A 22219-nucleotide genomic window follows, 5' to 3' on the forward strand; every position below is an offset into this window, starting at 1 on the left:
ACATCAGGAAAGACCATAAAATGATAATGATTAACATTTAGTAGCGCAGCCTCTTGCCTGAGATGTCCTGCCAGGCACCCTTGGCTTTCTTACGGAAATAAGATCTCGTGACTCTCTCCCCTACCCGTGCTGGACGTCGCCAGCTCTTGCTGGCCGCAGCGGCCAGCCCATTGCTATTTGGCGTACCCCGCCTGCTTCGCGCCCAAGACGGTCCCCTGAAAATTGCCTTGCTGACATCCTTGTCCGGCCCCTTCGCCTCCTTGGGCGAAAGCATGCGTGCCGGTCTGGAGTTGATGCTGCAACAGTGCAATTACGAGATGGGCGGGCGCAAGGTTCAATTGCTGGTAGAGGACGACCACGGCAAACCGGACGAAGCCATCCGCAAAGTGCGCAAGCTGATCGAACGCGACAAGATCGACGTTCTGGGCGGCGTTATCAGCGCCAATATCGCGCTGGCGATTCGCGACATCGTGCACGACGCGCAACTGCCTACCTTCATTTCCAATGCCGCGGCCAATGGCCTGGCTCGTGAAGCAGCCAGCCCCTACGTATTCCGTCCCACCAAAACAAGCTGGATGCTAGGTCATACCGGTGCTTTGTGGACCTTCGAGCACATCGAAAAAACCGGCGGCATCACGCTGGGTTCGGACTACACCGCAGGCCGCGAATACATTGAAGACTTCGCCAATACCTATCAGGAACAAGGCGGCGCGCTGGGCGAGCGTATCTGGACTCCACTGGGCACGCCCGACTTTGCCCCTATCCTGATGAACCTGGCCGCCAGCAATCCCAAATTCGTCTACACCTTCCTGGCAGGTGCCGACGCAGTGCGTTTCCACCAGCAAATGCAGGATTACCAACTGCACGGCAAGATCCAGATTGTGGGTCCCGGTGCCCTGTTCGACCAGGAAGACGTGATCACCGCGGTGGGCGATGCTGCTTTGGGTGGCGTCAGCACCTTCCATCAGTCCCCCGGTGCTCCGGCTGCCCAGGACTTTGTGGCGGCCTACCAGGCCAGCCGTGGCCGTTTGCCCGGCGAGGCCAGCACTTCCGGTTACGTGACCGGTCAGGTCATCAAGGCCGGTCTGGATGCGGTGAAAGGCGACCTGTCCAATAAGGCCGCGTTCAAGCAAGCCTTGCTGGACAAACCGATCAACACCGCCTTTGGCCCCATGGCATTTGACCCGCGCAATAACCAGTCCATTCTGGATATTTACGTCAACCGGGTTGAGAAAGACACGCAAGGCCGTCCCTTTAACACCGTGGTTCATACTTACCAGCGTATCCAGGACCCCGGCCCGCGTTCTTGAGCCACACCTTGTCTTACTACCTGCTTCAAATCCTCAATGCCCTGTCCTTCTCAGCACTGCTGATGTTGGCAGGGCTGGGGCTGTCTTTAGTGCTCAGCCTGATGAACTTCATCAACCTGACACACGGCTCTTTTTTCCTGCTGGGCGGCTATATCAGCGTGCAGTGGTTGGCATCCGGCGCCCCCTGGTGGCTGGCCTTCCCTGCGGCATTTACGCTGTGCAGTCTGATGGGTTTTTTGCTGGACCGCTTCCCCTTTCGCCAGTTCTACCAGCGTACCCACTTGATGCAGGTGCTGCTCACGTACGGCCTGTCCGTGATTCTGGCCGATTTGATGCGCTGGGGTTTCAGTGCCGACACGCTCTCGCCCATGTTGCCGCAAGTGCTGCGTGGCGGCGTTTGGATCATGGGCCTGCCCTTCCCCACCTATCGCCTGTTCCTGATCGTCACCGGTCTGACGCTGGCCTTGCTGTTCTGGTTCCTGCTGGATCGCACCCTATGGGGAGCGGCCATTCGCGCTTGTGTGCAGGACGCACAGATTGTCGAAACCCTGGGCCTGAACTCCCGCCGCTTGTTCGCCATTGGTATGGCCCTGGCCGCTGGTCTGGCCGGTTTGGGTGGAGCCCTGGGCGCAGGCATGCTGTCGGTCTACCCCGGCCTGGATGAAGAAATCCTCTTGCTGGCCTTGCTGGTCGTCGTCATTGGTGGCCTGAACTCGGTGCGCGGCACCTTGCTGTGCGCGCTGATCCTGGGTTTCGTCACCACCTTTGCCCGCGTCTGGGTCCCGGCTTTTGCCAATGCCGCTACCCTGGCCGTCATGCTGGGCCTTCTTCTTTGCTGGCCCAATGGTCTGAGCAAATCCGCTACGCGTCAGGTTTAAATGAACAAGCTCAACACCTGCCTGCTACGCACTGGACTTTGGCCCGCTTTGGCCTGCCTGGTCTTGCTCAGCAGCTATTTCTGGGGCGATGCCTTTTTGTGGCGCTTTGGAACCGAAGCCCTGCTGATCGGTTGCGCCGTCCTTAGCATCAATCTCCTGATTGGTTATGGCGGTCTGGTCTCTTTGGGCCACGGTGCCGTTTTTGGCTTTGCGGCTTACGCGACGGCCATCACCAGCCAGTATTGGGGCGCATCCTTGCCCTTGATGCTGCTGGTCGGCATTGCGGCAGGCACCCTGCTCTCCGTGCTGATGGCCTTGATCAGCCTGCGCAGTTCCGAACTCTTTTTCATGGTGGCCACGCTGGTGGCAGGCCAACTGGTCTGGGAAGTGGCATTCCGCTGGCGCGACCTGACGGGCGGGGCAGACGGCCTGCGCGGTTTCCCGCGTCTGAGCCTGGGGGATCTGCCCCTGAGCGCTCCCTATACTCTGATGATTCTGGCTCTGGTGCTGGCGGTAATCTGCTGGTTGCTGCTGCGCTCCTTTAGCCGTGCTCCGATTGGACTGGCGCTGACCGGCCTGCGCGACCAGCCCTTGCGCATGGCGGCCCTGGGTTATCAGGCATGGCGCATTCGCCTCTACACCTTCATGATTGCAGGTGCCGTTGCCGGTGCGGCTGGCGGTCTGTATCCCTTTGCGAATCAGTACGTCAGCCCGCAGCAAGTGCATTGGAGCTTCTCGGCCACCCTCATCATCATGGGTGTGATCGGCGGCATACGTACTTGGCGCGGTGCTTTTATAGGTGCCACTTTTTATCTGTTTGCCCAGACCTACCTGAGCTCCTATACGGATCGCTGGCAGTTGCTGGTCGGTTTGATTTTTGTGCTAACGGTTCTATTCATGCCCAATGGTCTGGCAGAGCGCCGCAAGAGGACCGCATGAGCGTTTTATTAAGCACTCGCGAATTAGCCCTGCACGTGGGCGGCCTGGATATTCTGATGGACGTCAGCCTGGAGCTGCACGCCGGTGAAACCCTGGGGCTGATTGGTCCCAATGGCGCAGGCAAAACCACGCTGTTCAATATCATCAGTGGTTTGGCTACACCCTCCAGCGGGCAGGTATTTCTGGAAGGCAAAGACTTGCGCAGCCTGGGCCCTATTGAACGCGCCCAACAAGGTCTGGTACGCAGCTTTCAGACCAGCCGTATCTTTCCTGAACTGACTCTGCATCAGAATCTGGCCCTGGCCGTGCGCATCAAACACGACTGCGCTTACCACTGGTGGGGCCGCAAAGCAGCCCGGACTGCCAGCCAGAAAGCCGCTGAAGCATTGCTGGAGCACAGCGCTCTGGCCGGTCGTGGTCACTTGCTGGCCCGCTCCCTGTCTTATGGCGAACAACGTATTCTGGATTTGCTGATCGCCCTGGCACAGCAACCGCGCGTGCTCTTGCTGGACGAGCCTACCGCAGGCCTGTCCGAGTCCGAATCCCGTGAGGTAATGGCCCTGGTCCATGCCATGCGCGGCCAATGCGCCGTGCTGCTGATCAGCCACGACATTGATATTGTTTTCCAGGAATGTGATCGCATTGCGGTGCTGTCTTCCGGCACCTTGCTGACCTGCGACACCCCGGACGCCGTGCGCCAGCACGAAGGCGCGCGTCAAGCCTATCTGGGCGAACTGGCTTTGGAGACTGCATGAGCACTGCGCTGAACATCTCTGGCCTGAACGCACGCTACGACCGGGCCGATATTCTGGAAGGCCTCTCGCTGGAGATTCCTGCAGGACAAAGCGTCGCCTTGCTAGGCCGCAACGGCGCTGGCAAAACCAGTCTGCTGCATTGCCTGTTCAATATGGGCCCACAGTGGAGCGGACAGATCACCGTTCACGGCCAAAGCATTGCAGGCTGGCCTACGCACAAAATTGCCCTGCTGGGCATGGCTTTGGTGCCGCAAGGCCGGGGCCGCTTTCCTACCTTGACGGTGCAGGAAAGCCTGCGTCTGGCTGGACTGGCACGTCGCCCTCGTTCGGATGATCGCTGGACGCTGGGCAGTATTTACGAAGCCATGCCGCGTCTGTACGAACGCCGTCAGTCCTCCTGCTCAGCCTTGAGTGGTGGCGAACGGCAGTTGCTGGCACTGGCTCGCGCCCTGCTCACGCAGTCCTCCATTATTGTTCTGGACGAGCCCAGCGAAGGCCTGGCCCCCATGACGATTCAGGACACCTTGCTGCCCCAACTGCAAACCTTGAACGAGCAAGGCATTACCGTGCTGATTGCCGAGCAGAATCTGAGTCTGGCCCTGCAACTGGCGGATCGCGCCTTGCTGCTGGGCAATGGTCAGTTGGTGTACGACGGCCCTGCCGAACAATTGCGCCAGGACGCCGCCCTCTTGCAACGCCATTTGGGACTTTGACATGCTGGCTTTGTACAGCCTGTCTCTTCCCCTGCCACCGAGCCTGGAGTCCTGGTTACGAAACCGGATTCCCGACAGCACCTTGGCTGTTATTGCCCGCCGCCACCGTCAGTCGGACCAGCATTTAAGCCTCCTGGCGCACGGTGCGTTACGCCATTTTCTGGCTCCTTTGCTGGGCTGTACGCCGCTTGCCGTTCCCATCAAGAATCTGGAGCACGGCAAGCCGGTTCTGGACCTGGACGATACGGATCTGCACTTCAGCCTGTCGCACAGCGGTGAGCGCGTGCTGATCGGAATAGCCGACCGCGTCATAGGCGTAGACATAGAAGCCATGCGCCTGCCCGTCAAACCCGGCCTGGTCGAACATTGCAGTGTGGCCTCCGAGCGCATCTGGCTAAAGAACGATCTGGACTTCTATGCACTGTGGTGTGGCAAAGAAGCCGCCCTGAAGCACGCAGGCACGGGTTTTCACATTCAGCCTCAAGAATTATCCTTGGACGGTCACCCAGATCACGGATGCACCGTACAATCCCCCCATCCCATCTTGCAAGATTTGGTGGTGCACAGTCACCGACCGGCAGAAAACTATGCCGCCGCGGTTTGCCTGAACACTGCCTTTGCTCCCCGGAGAGTCAGCTTTTTAGACAGTATTCAACTGCCTGACGCCAAGCTGACCTACCACGAGTAAATCTGACAAGCCTACTTATTTATGTAATAGTTCTCATTACCATGATGAAATCTATTCCTGTTGAACAAATTTGGCCTGACGCTTTTGCCCAGCGATATCGCGATGCTGGACACTGGCAAGGGGAAACATTTGGCGCTTTGCTGCGCACGCGCGCACAAAACCACCCGGAACGCGAAGCCATTGTTGGCGGCACCCAGCGCTGGACCTATGGCGCGCTGGACCAGTACGCCAGCCAGATCGCGGCAGGCCTGCTGCAAGCCGGTCTGCGCAAAGGCGACCGCGTTCTGGTACACCTGCCCAATATCCCTGAATTTGTCAGCGTAATTTTTGGCCTGTTCCGTGCCGGCCTGCTGCCGGTGTACGTACTGCCTGCGCACCGCATTACCGAAGTCGAGCACTTTGCCAATAGCGCGGACGCCCGCGCCTATATTGGTGTGGATACGCACGCCGGTTTTGACTACCTGCCTCTGGTACGCGAGCTGCGTGAACGCTGCCCGCAGGTGGAGCAGGTTTACATCGTGGGTGAAGCGCAAGAATTCACCTCGCTGGCTCAGTTGCAAAGCAGCGCCGCTAATGTAGATGTGCCCGACTCGGCGGCCCAGCCCTCCGAAGTGGCTTTCCTGCAGATTTCCGGCGGCAGTACAGGCCTGTCCAAACTGATTCCCCGCACACACGACGACTACATCTACACCTTGCGCGAAAGCGCCAAGATCGCCGGTCTGGACGAGAACAGCGTGTTTCTGGGCGCTTTGCCCATTGCACACAACTTCCCCATGAGCTCGCCCGGTTTTCTGGGTGCGCTGTATGTCGGCGCCAAAGTGGTGCTGAGCCCTGCGCCCAGCCCGGACGTGTGCTTTGAACTGATCGAGCGCGAAGGCGTCACTGATACCAGTCTGGTCCCCCCGCTGCTGATGCTGTGGATGGATGCCGCCACCAAGACCAATGCCAATCTGAAATCGCTGCAAGTGATTCAGGTGGGCGGTGCCAAGCTGAACTCGGAAGCCGCCAAGCGCGTGCGCCCCACCCTGGGCGTGACCTTGCAGCAGGTGTTTGGCATGGCCGAAGGCCTGGTGAACTACACCCGCCTGGACGATCCCGAAGACACCATCATCAATACCCAGGGCCGCCCTATCAGCCCGGACGATGAAATCCTGATCGTGGACGACAGCGGTGACCCGGTCGCCCCTGGCGAAACCGGCTACCTGCTCACCCGTGGACCGTACACAATCCGCGCGTATCACAACAACCCGTCGGCCAATGCCCGCTCCTTTACCGAGGACGGCTTTTACCGCACAGGCGACGTGGTGCGCATGACGCCCGAAGGCTATTTGATGGTTCAGGGCCGTGCCACTGACCACATCAACCGCGCTGGCGAGAAAATCTCCGCCGAGGAAATCGAAGACCATCTGCTGGCTCACCCGCAGGTCTTTGATGCCGCCGTGGTATCGGTGCCCGACGAATTTCTGGGCGAGCGCAGTTGCGCTTTCATCATCCCCAAGGATGACAAGCCGCGCGCCATTGAGCTGAAGAAATGGATACGCAGCCGTGGTCTGGCCGATTTCAAAGTGCCGGATCAAATCGTGTTTGTGGACCGTTTCATGGAAACAGCGGCCCTGAAGATCAGCCGCAAAGAACTGCGCGCCCAGTTGCGCGAGCAATTAGAAAACACAACGCAAGAATAATCATGAGTACTGCACTTACCCTGGAACGCATGCGGCAAGATATTGCCGCCATGCTGCATGAAGATCCTGAGGACATTCTGGACGATGACAACCTGATCGATCTGGGCCTGGACTCCATGCGCGTCATGACCCTGGCCACCCGCTGGCGCGAAGCCGGTGCTCCTATCGAGTTTTCCGAAATGGCCTCGGTTGTCACCCTGGGCCAATGGTGGTCGCTGATCGAGCGTGCCCAACAAAACGGCCGCTGATTCTCTTACTGCAACACGCTTATGTTTAGCTCTCCTTCCGAACAGCCATTGCGCCCCCTGACCGAAGCACAAGAAGGTCTTTGGTACGCCCAGCGTTTGGACCCGCTTAACCCGATCTTCAATACCGGGCACTGCACGCATATTCACTCTGCGCTGGACACAGCGCTGTTTGCACAAGCCATCACGCTGACGCTGACCGAAGCTGACGCCTTGACCTTGCGCATGGTGGATACTCCCAACGGCCCTGCCCAGTACCTGCGTCCGCAAGAACCCATCCAGCTAGAGATTGTTGACCTGTCCGCGCACGCGGATGGTGCCGAACAAGCGCAAACGCAGCTTATGGCTGACCTGCGCACGCCGCTGGACCCAACCATTGCGCCCTTGGCACGACATATTCTGTTTGTGCTCGGGCCCAAGCACCACCTCTGGTATCAACGCATCCATCACCTGGCCGCTGACGGCTATGGCATGGCGCTGATCGAGACACGTGTGGTCAAGCTCTACAAAGCCTTGTTGAGCGGTCGTGAAGATCATGGTCATGCACTGGAGTCATTCACTCTTTTGCAAGATGACGACCAAAGCTATCGGAATAGCGAGCGCCGCAGCAAGGACAGACAATTCTGGCTGGATACCTTGAGCGATGCAGAACCCGCCCAAAGCCTGAGCGAATCTCAGGCCTTGAGCGACCATCATTTCCTGCTGGCCCGCAGCGCCGTCAAGCCGGAGCTGACCACCAGCCTGCAAGCATTGGCACAAAGCAGCGACATCAGTTGGCCAGACATTCTGACGGGCCTGACCGCCGCCTATGTGCGCCGTCACACCCGCCAGGATGAATGCACCGTCGGTGTGCCGTGGATGGGACGTCTGGGCCACATCAGCGCCCGTATCGTCTCTACCGTCATGAACGTGGCTCCGCTGCGCTTGCAGATCGACGAATCCCAGCCTTTGAATCAGTACCTGATTCAGGTTTCCAAGGCCCTGCGTCAGGCACGTCGCCACGGCCGTTATCGCAGTGAGCAACTGCGTCGTGATCTGGGTTTGCTGGGTGGCATGCGCCGCCTGCACGGCCCCATCATCAACGTCCTGCCTTTCGATGCGCCCTACGAACAAGCAGGCCTGACCGCCAGCCAGACCGTGCTGTGCGCTGGTCCCGTGGAAGATCTGAACTTCACCTTCCGTGCCCAGCCCGATGCCGGTGGCTTGCGTCTGGAAGTAGAAGCCAACCCGCGTCTGTACACCGAAGAGCAGATTCAAACCCATCTGGTCCGTCTGGAGCAGTTCCTGCTGCGCGCTTTGCAGGCCGACACGCTATCTGCTGTGCCTACGCTGACGGAAGCGGAGCATCATCACTGGATTGAAACCGTTAATCAGACAGCGCATCCGGTTCCCGAGACCACGCTATGGGCACTGATTCACGCCCAGTTGCAGGCCCACCCGGAACAAAGTGGTCTGGAGTTTGAAAGCAAAAAGCTCAGCTACGCCCAAATCGACGAGCAAACCGCCAATCTGGCCGCACAACTGCGCCTGGCTGGTGTGCAGACCGGCGATATCGTCGCCGTCGCCTTGCCCCGCTCATTGGAACTGGTGTTGAGCTTGCTGGCCATTCATCGTGCCGGTGCCGCCTACTTGCCACTGGATCTGGACCAGCCCGCCGATCGCCTGAACACCATCTTGCAGGCCGCTCAACCACGCTTGCTGGTCGGCCAGCCCGATTGCACGCTGAACGCCACCCTGCTGGTTCCTCAGCCTGAACAGGCTTGCAGCACAGACGCCTGGACAGCCGCTGGCCCGCATGACCCGTCTTACCTGATCTACACCTCCGGCTCTACCGGCACCCCCAAAGGCGTGCTGGTCAACCACGACGCCATCGTCAACCGTCTGGTGTGGATGCAAACGCATTACGGCATTGGTGCCGGTGATCGCATTCTGCAAAAGACCCCAGCCACCTTTGACGTGTCGGTGTGGGAGTTCTTCCTGCCTTTCCTGTCGGGTGCGACTCTGGTCGTGGCCCCGCCACAAGCGCACCGCGATCCGGCCCATATTGCCCGACTGATGCGCGAACAGAGCATCTCTGTGCTGCACTTTGTGCCCTCCATGCTCAGCGCCTTTCTGGATGAGCCTGCCGCTCGTGGACTGGCGCCGCGTCTGGTGTTTTGTAGCGGAGAAGAACTGTCGGCCGCTACCCGCGACCGCTTCCACTCCCTGCTGAACGCCGAGCTGCACAATCTGTACGGCCCTACCGAAGCCGCCGTGGACGTGTCCTACTGGCCTGCTTCGCGCGACGACAAATCCCAGCCTGTACCTATCGGTTTCCCCGTGTGGAACACCGCCCTGTACATTCTCGACGAACAATTGCAGCCCGTGCCACCCGGTGTAGCCGGTCATCTGTACTTGGCTGGCCGTCAACTGGCCCAAGGTTACTGGGGTCGCCCGGACCTGACCGCCGAACGCTTTGTCCCCGATCCTTACGCCCTACATGGCGACCGCATGTACGCCACCGGCGACGTGGCCCGCTGGCGTGAAGATGGCGCAGTTATTTTCCTGGGTCGCTCCGACCACCAGATCAAGCTGCGTGGCCAGCGTATCGAGCTGGGCGAAATTGAAGCCTTGCTGGCTCGCCACCCCGATGTGGCCCATGTCGCCGTTATTGCCCGTGAAGATGTACCCGGTCAAATGGCCATCGTGGCCTACTGGGTGCCGCAGGCAGACAGCCAATGCACTGACAACACCCTGGCAGCCTATGTAGGCGAGCACTTGCCATCCTATATGGTGCCCAGTGCCTGGATCAGCCTGGACGCACTGCCCGTAACGGCAAACGGCAAGCTGGACCGCAAGGCCCTGCCCGTCCCTGCCTTGCAGGCACGCTCGGCTGGTTTGCCACTGGAAGGCGCCACTCAACACCAAATCGCCGCCGCTTTCGCCACCGTGCTGGAAAGCAGCGACACGTTTTACGCTGACGACGACTTTTTCGCCCTGGGCGGTCATTCGCTGCTGGCCGCCAAACTGGCCCTGATACTGCGCGAAGCCCGCGGCCAAGCCGTGTCAATTGGCACTATTTTTGAATTCCCCACCATTGCCCGTCTGGCCAAACATCTGGATCAGGCAGGCAGTACCGCCGCCGATGGCTTTGGCCCCATCATCACTTTGCGCCCAGGTCAGAACGAACAGCCCGCGCTATTTGTGATTCACCCGGCTGGTGGCTTGTCCTGGTGCTATGGTGCGCTGGCGCGTCATCTGCCCCCTGGCCGTACCGTCTATGGCTTGCAAGCCAGTGTCTTGTCTGATCCTTCGCTGGGTCTGGATGGCAGCCTGGATGCCATGGCCAAAGTCTATGTAGACCGTATCGAACAAGTACAGCCACACGGCCCCTACCATCTGGCAGGCTGGTCGGTGGGCGGCATTATTGCTCAGGCCATGGCGGTCGAGCTGCGCCGTCGCGGTCAATTAGTCGGCATGTTGTCCTTGCTGGACGCCTATCCCAGCGACGCCTGGCGTAACGAACCACCTCCCGAGCCCAACGCTATCTACAAGGCCCTGCTGCATATCGCAGGCCATGACCCGGACAGCTTGCCCGACGTTTCCCTGACCCGTCAGGGTGTGGTGGACTTCCTCAAGCGCAGCGGTCACCCGCTGGCCGAGTTGCCCGACACGCGTCTGGACTGCGTATTCCAGGTGGTCGAGAACAATAACCGCCTGGTGCGTCTGTACGAGCATCACGCGTATGACGGCTCCATGCTGTATTTCCGCGCCGCTCTGGATCACGCAGGTACACAATTGCATCCCGATTTGTGGAAGCCCTATGCAGGGCAGTTGGACGTGCACGATATTGCCTCCCTGCACGCGCATTTGACCGGTACTGAAGCTGTGGCCATCATGGCCCCGCTAATGGACTCGGCCATGGCTTTCGCCGAACAGGCACAAGCCCAACCTGAACTCGATGTATAAGCCATGTCTGTAAGACGTTTCTTTCTGGATATCTCACCGCTGATCGAAAGCCGGGCATTCCGCTTTGCCTACTTCGCTCGGGCCGCAACCGTGCTGGTCACCGGCATGTTGATGGTGGCCGCCAGTGTGCAGTTGTATGAGCTGACCAAATCCAGTGTGGCCGTTGCCTTCCTGAACGTGTCTATGGCCACACCGATGGTGCTGGCGCTGATTGTGGGCGGTGTCTTGTCCGACCGTGTGGACAGACGCAGCTTGATGGTCTGGTCGCGCAGCGTCTATATCATCAGCGTGGTGCTGTTCCTGCTCAATACCCTGCTGCCCACGCCCCAGGTCTGGCTGATTTATGTAGCTGCAGCCATTGGTGGCGCGGCAGGCGGGATCAGCGTTCCCGCCATGATGTCAGCAACACCGGCGCTGGTCGGTCGCGACAAGCTGGCTGCAGCGGCTGCCCTGTCCGGTCTGGCCATGCAGTTGGGCGGCATTATTGGCCCTGCGCTGGCTGGCGTTCTGATTGCTGGCCCTGGCCTGGTGTTCTGCTACGTGATCGTGCTGTGCGGTGTCATCGTCACCCCATTGCTCTTGCGAGCCCTGCCGCCTTTGCCTCCACAAGCCGGTAAGCAGCCACAGAAAAACGCCTTCCAGTCCCTGCGCGATGGGCTGGCCTTTGTTGCCAGCCACCCCTTGCTACGCGCCCTGCTGCTGATTGATCTGGCCGCCCTGATTCTGGCGACGCCCCTGGCTTTGATGCCCGAATGGGGCGACACCATTTTGAAGATGGGTGCCACTGCCACCGGCTACCTTTACGCCGCTCCGGCTGTAGGTGCCACGCTGGCCGCTCTGTCCAGCGGCTGGTGCCGCCAAGTCTCCCGTCCCGGTGCGGCCATTGTGATTGCCGTGCTGATCTGGGGTCTGGCCGTGGCCGCCCTGTCCTTGCAACCGACCTTATGGTGGGCCCTGATTTGCCTGGCCATCATGGGTGCCGCCGATACAATCTCCAAAATCATGCGCATGGCGCTGGTTCAGCACCACACTCCCGACTACCTGCTGGGCCGTGTCTCCAGCCTGTGGATGACGCAGTACTCCCTGGGTCAGGCGCTGGGCAATATGCAGATGGGCTATCTGTCTCGCCTGCTCAGTCCGGCCGTCGCCGTTGCGGTAGGGGGCTTGGCCTGTGCCGCGGTAGCGGGTGGTTTCGGAATTTTCAATCAAGGCCTGCGTTCGGCCAGCAAACAGGATGGCCCTCCCAATGCCTGACATCTCGATTTTGTTCTACCCACGCCTGCTGCACGCCTGTAGAAAGAGCTCCTACATGGACCGTCTTGTCGACCGAACCTTTATTTAGGATTAAAAGATGCTAATCAATGTCAATTGCATTCGCCGTACCCCTGCTGCACTGCTGCGCAAGGCCGGCCTGAGCGCCGCCGTCCTGTCCTTGTCCCTGGCCAATGCCTTTGCCGCTCCCGCCTTTGACCAGCCTGATACTGACTTCCGTGGCTCCATGAATGCCGCTGGCGTGGTCTACGCAGGCAGCGAAGCCCAACTGGCAGGCCGTGGTTTCACCCCCGGTCAGGAAGTCATCCTGCTGCAAAACGGTCATGCCCTGACCCCTGCCGCCCTGGTCGCCGATAAAGACGGCAATTTGAGCACCACCGTTGCCATTCCTGCTGACGCCGCCGTTGGCGTGCACCCAGTGGTCATGCAGGTCAGCAAGCCATCCACAGCCGAAGTCTTCAACCTGAAGGTTTCCCCTAAAGTTGAGCTGAGCGGCCAGGACAAGTTCGAGCTGCAATCCCAGCACCTGGTGCCCGGTTTGTACCAAAGCGCCTACAGCCCCAAGAACAAAGTGCTGTTCGTGACGTCCGCCGTGGGCCGCCCACCAGTCAAGCAATCCCAACTGGTTAAAGTCAACGCCAAGACCCTGGCCGTTGAAGCCAGCGTGACACCTGCCGCCCAAAAAGGCCGTGACGATGGTCAGGTTCAAGCCGTATACGGCGTGGACGTGGACGACAAGCAAGGCAATGTCTGGGTTACCAACACCCGCAGCAGCTCCGTCGCTGTTTACAGCCAGAAAGACCTGAAACTGGTCAAACAGTTTGAAGACGGCGTCGTCAGCCACCCACGTGATGTGGTTGTGGACGAAAAAACCAACCGTGCTTACGTGTCCTCGCCCGGCGCTGACACCCTGGCCGTGTTCGACACCAAAAAGCTGACTCAGTTGGACCCGATCGAACTGCAATCGAAAACCCGCAACAAGCCCGGCAGCATGAGCCTGATCCTGGACGCTGAAAAAGACCGTCTGTACACCGTCAGCGCCAGCACCAATGAGCTGATCATTGTGGATCTGAAAAACGGCAATGCTCAGACCGTGTTCCCCATTCCTGGCGCACGTGGCCTGGCTGGCGTATCGGTAGACAGCAAGAATGACCAAGTCTATGTAGCCGCCCAAGGCAGCGACAACCTGCTGATCATCAACGCCAAAGACGGTGCTATTCAGCACGACATCAAGATTGGCGCTGGCGCCTTGAACGTGGTCTTTGATCCCAAGACATCGCTGGCTTACGTGGCCTCTCGCGGTGCTGGCACCGTGACCGTTGTTAACGGTAAAGGCGAAATCGTTGCCAACCTGGACGGCGGCAGCTTCCCCAACCACGTCTCGCTGGATGGCGAAGGCAATGCCTACCTGGTCAACAAATCCAAAGGTAAGGATGACCAGACGGCTGACCGCATTACGCGTCTTCACCTGAAGTAATCGCCCGACGCGCCCCTGCTGTCGCAAGGGGCGCAAAGGCAAAACCCTTGCCCTTGAAAAGGACTCCTATGACAAGCCGTATCGACGACCAAGTCCGCCACGCCACCATTGAAGAATGGTTAAGGCAGTACCAGGCCGACAGCAGCGTATTTGCCTCTCCCACCATCAGTTTGATGGCACACGGCACGGCATTGGAGCGGCATACCTCGAATGCCCAAGGACAATTATTGAAGGATGCTCAAACCTTGCTGGCGCAAGCCGCCCAGCAAGGTTTGGACGCCCCCATGCTGCTAGGTGTGATCCCTTTTAATCCGGCACGCGAAGCCTATTTGCGCGTTCCCAAAGAATACCAGCGCGATCCCGTCTTGCTGCGTCCCGTCCAGCGCCCACCGCTGGCCAAATCCGGCAACACCATTGCCAGCCAGAGTCTGCTGCCCGATGGCGAAGGCTACGAAGACAGCGTCAGCTGCATTCTGGCGACGATGCGCGAACAGAACATTTCCAAAACCGTGATGGCCCGTACCGTGACCATCACGCTGAACGAAGCCCTGGATCGTCAGACTGTGTTGAGCAATATGCTCCACAGCAATCCGGCTGGCTATACCTATGCCCTGCCCCTGCCGGGCGGCGACTCACAAGATCCGGACCTGTTTTTTGGGGCCAGCCCCGAACTGCTGGTGCGTCGTCAAGGCGATCTGGTCACCGTGAATCCACTGGCAGGCACAGCACCCCGCTTTGCCGATCCGCAGCGCGATCAGGCCAGTGCCGAAGGCTTGATGGCCTCCAGCAAAGACCTGCGTGAACATGCGTATGTGATCGAAGACGTGGTGCGCATCCTGTCCCAATTCTGCGACTCCATGGAAGTGCCCGACGGCCCCAGCCTGACCAGCACCGCTAACCTGTGGCACCTGTCCACGCGTATCAGTGGCCGCTTGCGCGACCCATCAGTCACCTCTTTGGAACTGGCCCTGGCCATGCATCCCACACCAGCGGTATGCGGCCTGCCAACCCAGCCTGCCATGCAGGCCATCGAAGTCACTGAAGTCTTTGATCGCGGCTACTTCGCAGGTGCAATAGGCTGGAACGACCACGAAGGTAACGGCGAATGGGCCGTCGCCATCCGCTGCGGACACTACACCCAACAAGGCCTGACCCTATCGGCTGGCGCGGGCATCGTGGACGGTTCCGTCCCCGCCCTGGAACGCCAGGAAACCGGCAATAAACTCATGACCCTGATCAACTCATTGGGTCTGGCGCAAAACATAACACTTTAACGGAGACACGACCCATGACCATTCACGCGCTGCCCAGCTACGAGCTGCCACAAACCCCCGTAGCCAACCGCGTCAATTGGCGTCCACAGGCAAATCGTGCCGCCCTGCTCATCCACGACATGCAGACCTACTTTCTGCAGAAATACGATATGAGCCAGGCCCCTATTCCCATGCTGATCGAACGCATCGCCGCCCTGCGCGACGTCTGCCACAAGCTGGGGATTCCCGTGTTCTACACCGCCCAGCCTACCGAACAGCCCGAGAAAGACCGTGCCTTGCTGAATGACTTCTGGGGTCCAGGCCTGACCGCCACCGAATTTCATGAACAACAAGCCGTCGTGCCCGAGCTGACACCCGCCGACACCGACATCATGCTGACCAAATGGCGCTACAGCGCCTTCCAGCGCTCCGACCTGCGAGAGCAACTGCGTAATCTGGGCCGTGACCAACTGATCATCACCGGCGTCTACGCCCACATCGGCTGCATGACCACCGCACTGGAAGCCTTCATGCAAGACGTTCAGCCCTTCCTGGCAATTGACGGCGTTGCCGACTTCTCGCTGGAAGAACATCATCAGGCCATCCGCCACGTCTCGCAACGCTGCGGCGTCAGCCTGACCTGCGCCGAAATCCAGAACAGCCTGCAAGCCTGAACAGGAAGCACACATGAGCACTAGCACACAAGAATTTGCAGGCGAATGCGTCGCCGTCACGGGCGCAGCCCGTGGCATCGGCGCTGCCGTGACCAAACTGCTGCTGGAACGAGGCGCACGCGTCATCGCCCTGGACCTGGACGTAGAAGGCCTGACCCAACTGAGCCAGTCCAGCTACAGCGAGCGCGTCTCCTGCCACCTGGTCGACATCAGCCAAGCCGATGCCGTCGATGAGGCACTGGCCCAAGGCCAGGAAAAACTGGGCCCCATCCAGCGCCTGGCCTGTGTCGCAGGCGTCCTGCAAATGGGCCGCATCACCGAGCTGAGCAACGAGCAATGGGATCGCACCTTTGCCATCAACACCACCGGCGTCTTCAACGTCTGCCGTAACGTGGCCAAAGGCATGATCGAACGCAAACAAGGCGCCATCGTCAACGTCAGCTCCAACTCTGCCGCCACCCCACGCATCGCCATGGGCGCCTACGCCGCCTCCAAAGCCGCCGTCACCCAACTGAGCCGCTGCCTGGGCCTGGAACTGGCCCCACACGGCATCCGGGTGAACATCATCTCCCCCGGCTCCACCGACACCCCCATGCAACAAGCCATGTGGGCACAAGGCAGCTCGCGCGAAACCGTCATCGCGGGTTCCGGCGAAAACTACCGCCTGGGCATCCCCCTGCAGAAAATCGCCACCCCCGAAGAAATCGCCGAAGCCGTCCTGTTCCTGCTCTCGGACCGCGCCAGCCACATCACCCTGTCCGACCTGCGGGTAGACGGCGGTGCCACACTGGACCAAGGCTAAACAGCCAAACGCAAAAAAGGGCGGAATCTCCGCCCTTTTTTATTGCTCATCGGAACGAGTCCGGACACAAGCATACGCACATCCCTACTAGTGACAGTGCCGATAAGGACTGACCACCTATTGCCAAGCTAAGGAAGAATACGAGCGAACCGAAACATCGTGAATGCGGCTCAATGAAGGCAGACTCTGTCAGAGCAGAGCAGGTCCACTCAGGAGCACTACTGCCATGCTGTTCGGATCGGGGCAGGCTCAGGCGGGGCGGATCAGAGTGCTTGCCGCGGGCATGAGATTGCGTAGGGATGCAAGGGGCCTGCTGTTTGAGCCGGACGCTTGTACTTGGTCCGGGGGACCAAGTACCCGGCGAGTTCAGGCCCCGCCCGTAGCAATCTTATGCCAAGGGTACTGGTGCGCAGCACCAGCAAGCGCTCAGCCCCGCCTGAGCCTGCCCCGACCCGAACAGCCCCCCGGTCCAGTCTCCTGAGCCTGTCTGTAGCCCGTACCTCACAACCAAAGTCCAGCTACAGCTACTTCTTCTCCTCAGCCGGAGCCTCTGCATGCTCAACCCCGAATAAATGCTCCAGCCCCAACGCCAAAGCATCCCTCCAAGCCACAAAATCATGCGCCGTCGCGCTTTCCACGTAACGCACGTCATACCCCCGCGCCCGCAGCACATCATCCAGATGACGATTCGCCTGCACCAGGCTGACATCCCGACTTGAGCCCGAAGACTCAAACACCCCGGCGCTCATATAAACCTTCACCGGCACAGCAGGCGAATCCGCCATCTGGCGCGTCAACCACTGCCCACGCGCATCACCCGTCGGAGCCCACCAGAACGACCCCGACATGCTCAAGACATTGCCAAACAACTGCGGCAGACGCCAGGCCGCATTCATGGCCGCCAAGCCCCCATAGCTGGAACCACCAATCGCCGTCTTGTCCGCTGCCGACTGCACGCCCTGGGCATTCAACCAAGGCATCAGTTCCTTATCCAGAAACTTGATATACGCCTCATTCGGCGGCAACTCCCGCGCCCGTTCCGCCATGCCCGGATTGTCCACCAGGACCAGCCACATAGGCGCAACACGCCCCTGGGCAATCAAGGTATCCAACATGGCAGGCGCTCGCGCCAAATCCCGATAGTCGCGACCATCAAACAAAATCAAAGTGTGATCAATATCCTGTGCCCGAGTGCCAGCAGGCTGATAAATCTGCACCTGCCGTTCCACACCCAAAGCCTCGCTGGGCACGCGCTCCGTGCGCCACTGCCCTTGCCCCAATTGCTGCGGCTCCAAAGCCACCGCCTCGGCAGGCGCCTGCGTCAAACGCAAGACCGAATCACCATCAAACAGATCCTTGCTGTTTTCTGGCAAAGCCTGGGGATTGTTCGGATCACGCTGCAAAGCCGCACGCAACACCTCGCGCGCCAACTCCGGGCCTACATAAGGCACATCCGGCGCGATGCGATAGGTAAAACGGGCATCACGCGGCAAATCGTAAGTGATGTACCAGATATCGGACTCGCCCAAGCGATGCATGCGATCGCTATACGCAAACGGCCCACCATGCAGACGCACCCCTTGCTGGGCACCGCGCCACACAAACGTGACGCGATCATGCGTATTGCTGTAACGCTCCACCAAAGGAGAGCCCACGCGCTGCACATAGTCCCAGAAACCACGAGACGGCTCACCAGCGCGCAAACGCATGCTCCACTGGCGGATCACATCACCTTGCAAAGGCTCGGCCTGAGCAGGCGCCTGAGGAGCCGTGACCGACTTGACCTGCCACTGATACTCGCCCTGACCCAATACACGCAAACGGTACTCGCCCGCGGTGCTCGCAATAAAACCAAAAGGGCCGCCCTGTGCAGGCGCATCCGCCCAATGACGAATTGCCTTGCCATCCGGGCCGAACAATTCCAGCGCCACATCACCACTGTGCTGCCAACTGCCTTGCACCAGATCATTCTGCTGCAAGCTCAGTATTCGTTCATGATGTTCGTGCGCCTGAACTTCACCCTGGGCCGAAGGCAGCGTAGCCGCCCAAGCCGACCCAACCATTCCCACCATCAATACCGCTACAACAGGTGCGCGCAACATACATCCTCCTAAATGCCGGTCTGCCGCAGGACAAGCCCAGTACCAAGGAGCAGTATACGATCAAAAATAATCGGCGCACCCCTTGGCTGGCGCGAGGCAGCGCCTTTTATCACCCCAGACGGAAGGCTTGAATCAAACGATCCAGCTCCTGCACCTGATCCTGCAATTCGCTGGAAGTGTGCGCCACCTGATTCACCATCTCCGCGTTTTGCTGCGTCGCCGAATCCAACTGCCCCACCGCCACGTTGATCTGCTCGATACCAATGGTTTGTTCGCGGGTAGAGGCCGCGATCTCGTGAACAATCGTCATGACCTGCGAGCTGCCCGTGACCATCTCGTCAATCACATTGCCCACCTGCCCCATCAACTGCACGCCTTCGCGGGTGCTGTTGGAGGACGCTTCCACCAATTGGGCAATCTCCTGAGCCGATGCCGTCGTACGCTGCGCAAGGGCGCGTACCTCACCCGCCACAACCGCAAAACCACGGCCTTGCTCCCCGGCTCGCGCCGCTTCCACAGCCGCATTCAGGGCCAGAATATTAGTCTGGAACGCAATCGAGTTGATAACCGTAGTAATGTCGGCCACCTTGCCGCTGGTGTCACGAATAGCACCCATGCGGTCCACCAGCTCGCTGACCATCTGACCGCCATGTTGAGCTGTCTTCTGTACCTGGCTGGAGACCTCTTCGGCACGCATCGCGTTTTCTTCGCTCATACGGACCGTACCCGTCATCTCTTCCATGGCCGATGCCGTTTCCTGCAAGGCCGCCGCCTGTTGAGTTGTGCGGCTGGACAGCTCTAGGTTGCCCACAGACAATTGCGAAGTATCGTCCGCAATCACACCACTGCTGTGCTGCAAGGTGCGCATGACATCGTTCAGCTTCAAGCGCATCTGCTCGATGGACGCCATCACGCTATTGTCTGGAATCGAGCGCAAGGAATGAGCAACACGCAAATCACCATTGGCAATCGCCTGAGCCGCATCATGCAAGATCGTGGGTTCGGCACCCAGTTCGACAAAAATCTGGCGAGCCAGAAACACCGTCACGGCCGACACCAGCACGATGATCAGCAAGAACACCACCGAGGAGCTAAGCAGATTGCTGAAAAAACGCGCCTTGATATTGTCGATATACACCCCGGAGGTCAGTACCCAATCCCACTGAGTCACCCCTTTACCAAAGGCCAGTTTGGGCGCGTTGGATTTGTCAGTCAGTTTGGGCCAATGGTATTCCAGAAAGCCTTCTCCGCCGTTGCGGCCAATACGGCTCATCTCGGCAAAAGGATGGACGCCATTGCTGTCGACCACCGCGCTGACATCCTTGCCATCCAGTTCAGGGCGGCTGGGATTCATGATGGAGATGACATTGGTCGAGAGCACCGACACATAGCCTTCCTGCCCAAAACGGATACTGCCGATGCGTTGCAGCGCCTGCTTTTGCGCCTCTTCCTGGCTAAGTACGCCTTTGCTGACCAGTTGCTGGTAGTCCTGCGTAATATTTACCGCGATATTGACGATGTGCTGCAAACTATTTTTTCGCTCCTCCATCTGTGCCTGATAGAGCTGATAGTTCACAAACGTAAATACCGCCACCAATGCCATCAAACACAAGATCAATGGCAACCACAACTTCTGTTTCAAGCCCAAACGCATCATATTCCCCGAGCAACGCTGAAAAGACAGGTCCCAGGTACGCAAAAACCGACCGTGTCAGCACGGTCGGCCTGCTAAGAGGCCCCATCGAACAAGCTGGGTAACGGCCTCGGGCTTGAATACTTAATTAAAGTTACATATCGAGATGATTGGATGCTAAGGCGGCTTACAAAACACTACTACTCAAACGGCGCGACGAGTCATGACTTTGCCCAAAAGAAGGCTCGCTGCTGGCCAGGGTCAGCAAGAAACCATCCTCGGACATCAGCTCGGACGTCAGGCGACCTTGGTAATGGCCCAACTCCAGATTCAACGCCAGGTCGCGTTGCTCCAGGTTATCCACCCCTTTGATTACCAGCTCAAAGCCTTGCTCGCTCAACAAGTGGCAAGCTGTTTCCAGCAAAGCCTTGAAAGTAGCCTCGCGGCATGCGCGCTGAATCACCTCAGCTTCCAGCTTGACGCCACTGATGGGCCAGCCACGCAGGTGATTGAGCTTATTGTTTTCAATCTCCGTGCTGGTCAGCCAGACCTGGATGTCATGGTCTTGCAGATATTGCAAAGCCTGGATCAGCTCCGGTGTTTCTTCCAGATCCTCGTCGCTGAACAAATCCAGTTCCAGACAGCAGGGCTGCAGCTCAAACTGACGCAACAAGCTGGGCATGCGTTTGTAGATAGGCAACAGCATATCGATAGGCAACTTCAGCCCGATATGGCTGGCTCGCAAGGAATACTCCTGCCACCAACGACGTACATCCGCCAGCAAGGTACGCAACATCCATTCGCACAAGGCCTGACGGTGAATCGGGTCCGGCATGTGGCGCAAGACTAATTCCGAAGACAGGCGCAGACCCGTGGGCGACGTCCAGAACACCTGGGCATCCACGCCACTGTATTGCCCCGTGCTGGTTGCCACCCGCAACTGGTAAGAGAAAGACAGGGCTTCGCTGGCCTGCGGATCAAGCACGTCCAGTGTTTCCAAGGCATGCAATAGCTCCAGCGGGGTAGGCTGAGGCGATTCCAATTCGTCACGAGGCGTATAAAACTCCATGACCTCAGAATCCAAGGATTCTTGCTGGGCCAGCAGCTTACCCGTAAAGGTATATCCCCAACCATGCACAGACTTGATCGGCAAGGCTACACCCGCCTGGCTGGCCTTGCGGCGCAAACGACTGATCAAAGAATCCACAGCACGACTATCACTGGCTGCCAGTCCCTTGTCGCGCATCAGATCTTCACGGCTGAAACGGGCATCCGCATGCCGGACAAAGGCATCCATCAATTGGCGCTCGCTATGAGTCAGCTCCAGGCCTACGCCATTGGGTGCCACCAGGGTCCAGCCTTTATCGCGCAGTACCCATTCCTGCTGCCCACCATGATCCTGCACCTCTTCCACGGCCTGGATGCTGCCCACAGCAGCATAGACATTACGACGGCGCACGGCATGACACCAGGCCATCAGCTCGGGAACTTGTACATCCAGTGCCAAGCAGGCATCCGCCCCCGTCAGCAAGAGCTGTACGCGTGCGCTGGCCGACAAGCCAGACTGCACCGCGACAATCCCCAAGGAGCCGAAATCATTACGCAGCTTGGCGACCATCAAAGGGACATAGCCCGCTTCGACAGGAAACAGCAACATATCCGCCTGGGTTTGCCTTGCATCGGCCACCTTCTCCAGGGATCTGACCACGCTTGTCTTGGTGCCGAAAACCCGCAGTTGTTCCTGCCAGTAGTGCAAGCCTTCGCCTTCTTCCAACACAATCAACACGCAACGTGCATGTTCCATAAGCGCCTACTATTTAATTATTGTCAGCCCTGCGACGAACCCAG

General features: G+C 59.1%; 17 protein-coding genes. 14 read left to right on the top strand and 3 right to left on the bottom strand.

Translation table 11 applies throughout. The features are described from left to right. Positions 1-107 precede the first annotated feature (107 nt). The 14 genes from OSH09_RS14665 to OSH09_RS14730 all read left to right on the top strand — a co-directional run bounded on the left by OSH09_RS14665 (position 108) and on the right by OSH09_RS14730 (position 16636). Positions 108-1310 (top strand): ABC transporter substrate-binding protein, encoded by a 1203-nt coding sequence (locus OSH09_RS14665; protein WP_266121392.1) that lies wholly within the window; start codon positions 108-110, stop codon positions 1308-1310. After that, positions 1307-2188, top strand: a complete 882-nt coding sequence (locus OSH09_RS14670) for a branched-chain amino acid ABC transporter permease (protein ID WP_266121393.1) — start codon at positions 1307-1309, stop codon at positions 2186-2188. Before OSH09_RS14665 ends, OSH09_RS14670 begins: the two co-directional genes overlap by 4 nt. Then, positions 2189-3127, top strand: a complete 939-nt coding sequence (locus tag OSH09_RS14675; protein ID WP_207873000.1) for a branched-chain amino acid ABC transporter permease — start codon at positions 2189-2191, stop codon at positions 3125-3127. Further along, entirely contained in the window at positions 3124-3882 is a 759-nt protein-coding gene (locus OSH09_RS14680) for an ABC transporter ATP-binding protein (protein ID WP_266121394.1), read from the top strand. Before OSH09_RS14675 ends, OSH09_RS14680 begins: the two co-directional genes overlap by 4 nt. After that, the gene (locus OSH09_RS14685) at positions 3879-4595 is read left to right on the top strand and encodes an ABC transporter ATP-binding protein (protein ID WP_207872998.1); all 717 of its coding nucleotides are present in this window, start codon (positions 3879-3881) and stop codon (positions 4593-4595) included. Before OSH09_RS14680 ends, OSH09_RS14685 begins: the two co-directional genes overlap by 4 nt. Before the next feature lies 1 nt (position 4596). After that, positions 4597-5283: a 4'-phosphopantetheinyl transferase family protein gene (locus OSH09_RS14690; RefSeq protein ID WP_266121395.1), complete on the top strand. Its 687-nt coding sequence runs from the start codon at positions 4597-4599 to the stop codon at positions 5281-5283. 41 nt (positions 5284-5324) lie between these two features. Beyond that, entirely contained in the window at positions 5325-6965 is a 1641-nt protein-coding gene (locus OSH09_RS14695) for a (2,3-dihydroxybenzoyl)adenylate synthase (protein ID WP_266121396.1), read from the top strand. A 2-nt stretch (positions 6966-6967) separates the two neighbouring features. Further along, on the top strand, positions 6968-7213 hold the full coding sequence (locus OSH09_RS14700) for a phosphopantetheine-binding protein (RefSeq protein ID WP_207872995.1): 246 nt from the start codon (positions 6968-6970) through the stop codon (positions 7211-7213). Positions 7214-7234: 21 nt separating this feature from the next. Next, positions 7235-11158: an amino acid adenylation domain-containing protein gene (locus tag OSH09_RS14705; RefSeq protein ID WP_266121397.1), complete on the top strand. Its 3924-nt coding sequence runs from the start codon at positions 7235-7237 to the stop codon at positions 11156-11158. Between the two features lie 3 nt (positions 11159-11161). Continuing rightward, a complete protein-coding gene (entS, locus tag OSH09_RS14710; protein WP_266121398.1) occupies positions 11162-12412 on the top strand; it encodes an enterobactin transporter EntS in 1251 nt (416 codons plus the stop codon). A gap of 97 nt (positions 12413-12509) precedes the next feature. After that, positions 12510-13907, top strand: a complete 1398-nt coding sequence (locus tag OSH09_RS14715) for a Vgb family protein (RefSeq protein WP_266121399.1) — start codon at positions 12510-12512, stop codon at positions 13905-13907. A gap of 68 nt (positions 13908-13975) precedes the next feature. Beyond that, the gene (locus OSH09_RS14720; protein ID WP_266121400.1) at positions 13976-15181 is read left to right on the top strand and encodes an isochorismate synthase; all 1206 of its coding nucleotides are present in this window, start codon (positions 13976-13978) and stop codon (positions 15179-15181) included. Between the two features lie 14 nt (positions 15182-15195). Next, positions 15196-15834: an isochorismatase family protein gene (locus OSH09_RS14725; RefSeq protein WP_207872990.1), complete on the top strand. Its 639-nt coding sequence runs from the start codon at positions 15196-15198 to the stop codon at positions 15832-15834. A 13-nt stretch (positions 15835-15847) separates the two neighbouring features. Beyond that, entirely contained in the window at positions 15848-16636 is a 789-nt protein-coding gene (locus OSH09_RS14730; RefSeq protein WP_266121401.1) for a 2,3-dihydro-2,3-dihydroxybenzoate dehydrogenase, read from the top strand. Between the two features lie 524 nt (positions 16637-17160). Here the strand turns inward: OSH09_RS14730 and OSH09_RS14735 are convergent. The 3 genes from OSH09_RS14735 to OSH09_RS14745 form a co-directional block, all read right to left on the bottom strand. Beyond that, complete coding sequence (locus OSH09_RS14735) at positions 17161-18738, bottom strand: alpha/beta hydrolase (RefSeq protein ID WP_266121402.1); 1578 nt, start codon at positions 18736-18738, stop codon at positions 17161-17163. Between the two features lie 109 nt (positions 18739-18847). Further along, a complete protein-coding gene (locus OSH09_RS14740) occupies positions 18848-20380 on the bottom strand; it encodes a methyl-accepting chemotaxis protein (RefSeq protein ID WP_266121403.1) in 1533 nt (510 codons plus the stop codon). Positions 20381-20558: 178 nt separating this feature from the next. Beyond that, positions 20559-22175, bottom strand: coding sequence for an EAL domain-containing protein (locus OSH09_RS14745; RefSeq protein WP_266121404.1), 1617 nt, complete (start codon positions 22173-22175; stop codon positions 20559-20561). Positions 22176-22219 lie beyond the last annotated feature (44 nt).

The sequence above is a fragment of the Alcaligenes parafaecalis genome (assembly GCF_026344135.1).
GTDB classification, from domain to species: domain Bacteria; phylum Pseudomonadota; class Gammaproteobacteria; order Burkholderiales; family Burkholderiaceae_B; genus Alcaligenes; species Alcaligenes parafaecalis.

Coding starts and splice junctions, on each gene's coding strand:
- OSH09_RS14675 (WP_207873000.1), top strand. CDS start 2,189: ATGAACAAGCTCAACACCTGCCTGCTACGCACTGGACTTTGGCCCGCT.
- OSH09_RS14680 (WP_266121394.1), top strand. CDS start 3,124: ATGAGCGTTTTATTAAGCACTCGCGAATTAGCCCTGCACGTGGGCGGC.
- OSH09_RS14685 (WP_207872998.1), top strand. CDS start 3,879: ATGAGCACTGCGCTGAACATCTCTGGCCTGAACGCACGCTACGACCGG.
- OSH09_RS14690 (WP_266121395.1), top strand. CDS start 4,597: ATGCTGGCTTTGTACAGCCTGTCTCTTCCCCTGCCACCGAGCCTGGAG.
- OSH09_RS14695 (WP_266121396.1), top strand. CDS start 5,325: ATGATGAAATCTATTCCTGTTGAACAAATTTGGCCTGACGCTTTTGCC.
- OSH09_RS14700 (WP_207872995.1), top strand. CDS start 6,968: ATGAGTACTGCACTTACCCTGGAACGCATGCGGCAAGATATTGCCGCC.
- OSH09_RS14705 (WP_266121397.1), top strand. CDS start 7,235: ATGTTTAGCTCTCCTTCCGAACAGCCATTGCGCCCCCTGACCGAAGCA.
- entS (WP_266121398.1), top strand. CDS start 11,162: ATGTCTGTAAGACGTTTCTTTCTGGATATCTCACCGCTGATCGAAAGC.
- OSH09_RS14715 (WP_266121399.1), top strand. CDS start 12,510: ATGCTAATCAATGTCAATTGCATTCGCCGTACCCCTGCTGCACTGCTG.
- OSH09_RS14720 (WP_266121400.1), top strand. CDS start 13,976: ATGACAAGCCGTATCGACGACCAAGTCCGCCACGCCACCATTGAAGAA.
- OSH09_RS14725 (WP_207872990.1), top strand. CDS start 15,196: ATGACCATTCACGCGCTGCCCAGCTACGAGCTGCCACAAACCCCCGTA.
- OSH09_RS14730 (WP_266121401.1), top strand. CDS start 15,848: ATGAGCACTAGCACACAAGAATTTGCAGGCGAATGCGTCGCCGTCACG.
- OSH09_RS14735 (WP_266121402.1), bottom strand. CDS start 18,738: ATGTTGCGCGCACCTGTTGTAGCGGTATTGATGGTGGGAATGGTTGGG.
- OSH09_RS14745 (WP_266121404.1), bottom strand. CDS start 22,175: ATGGAACATGCACGTTGCGTGTTGATTGTGTTGGAAGAAGGCGAAGGC.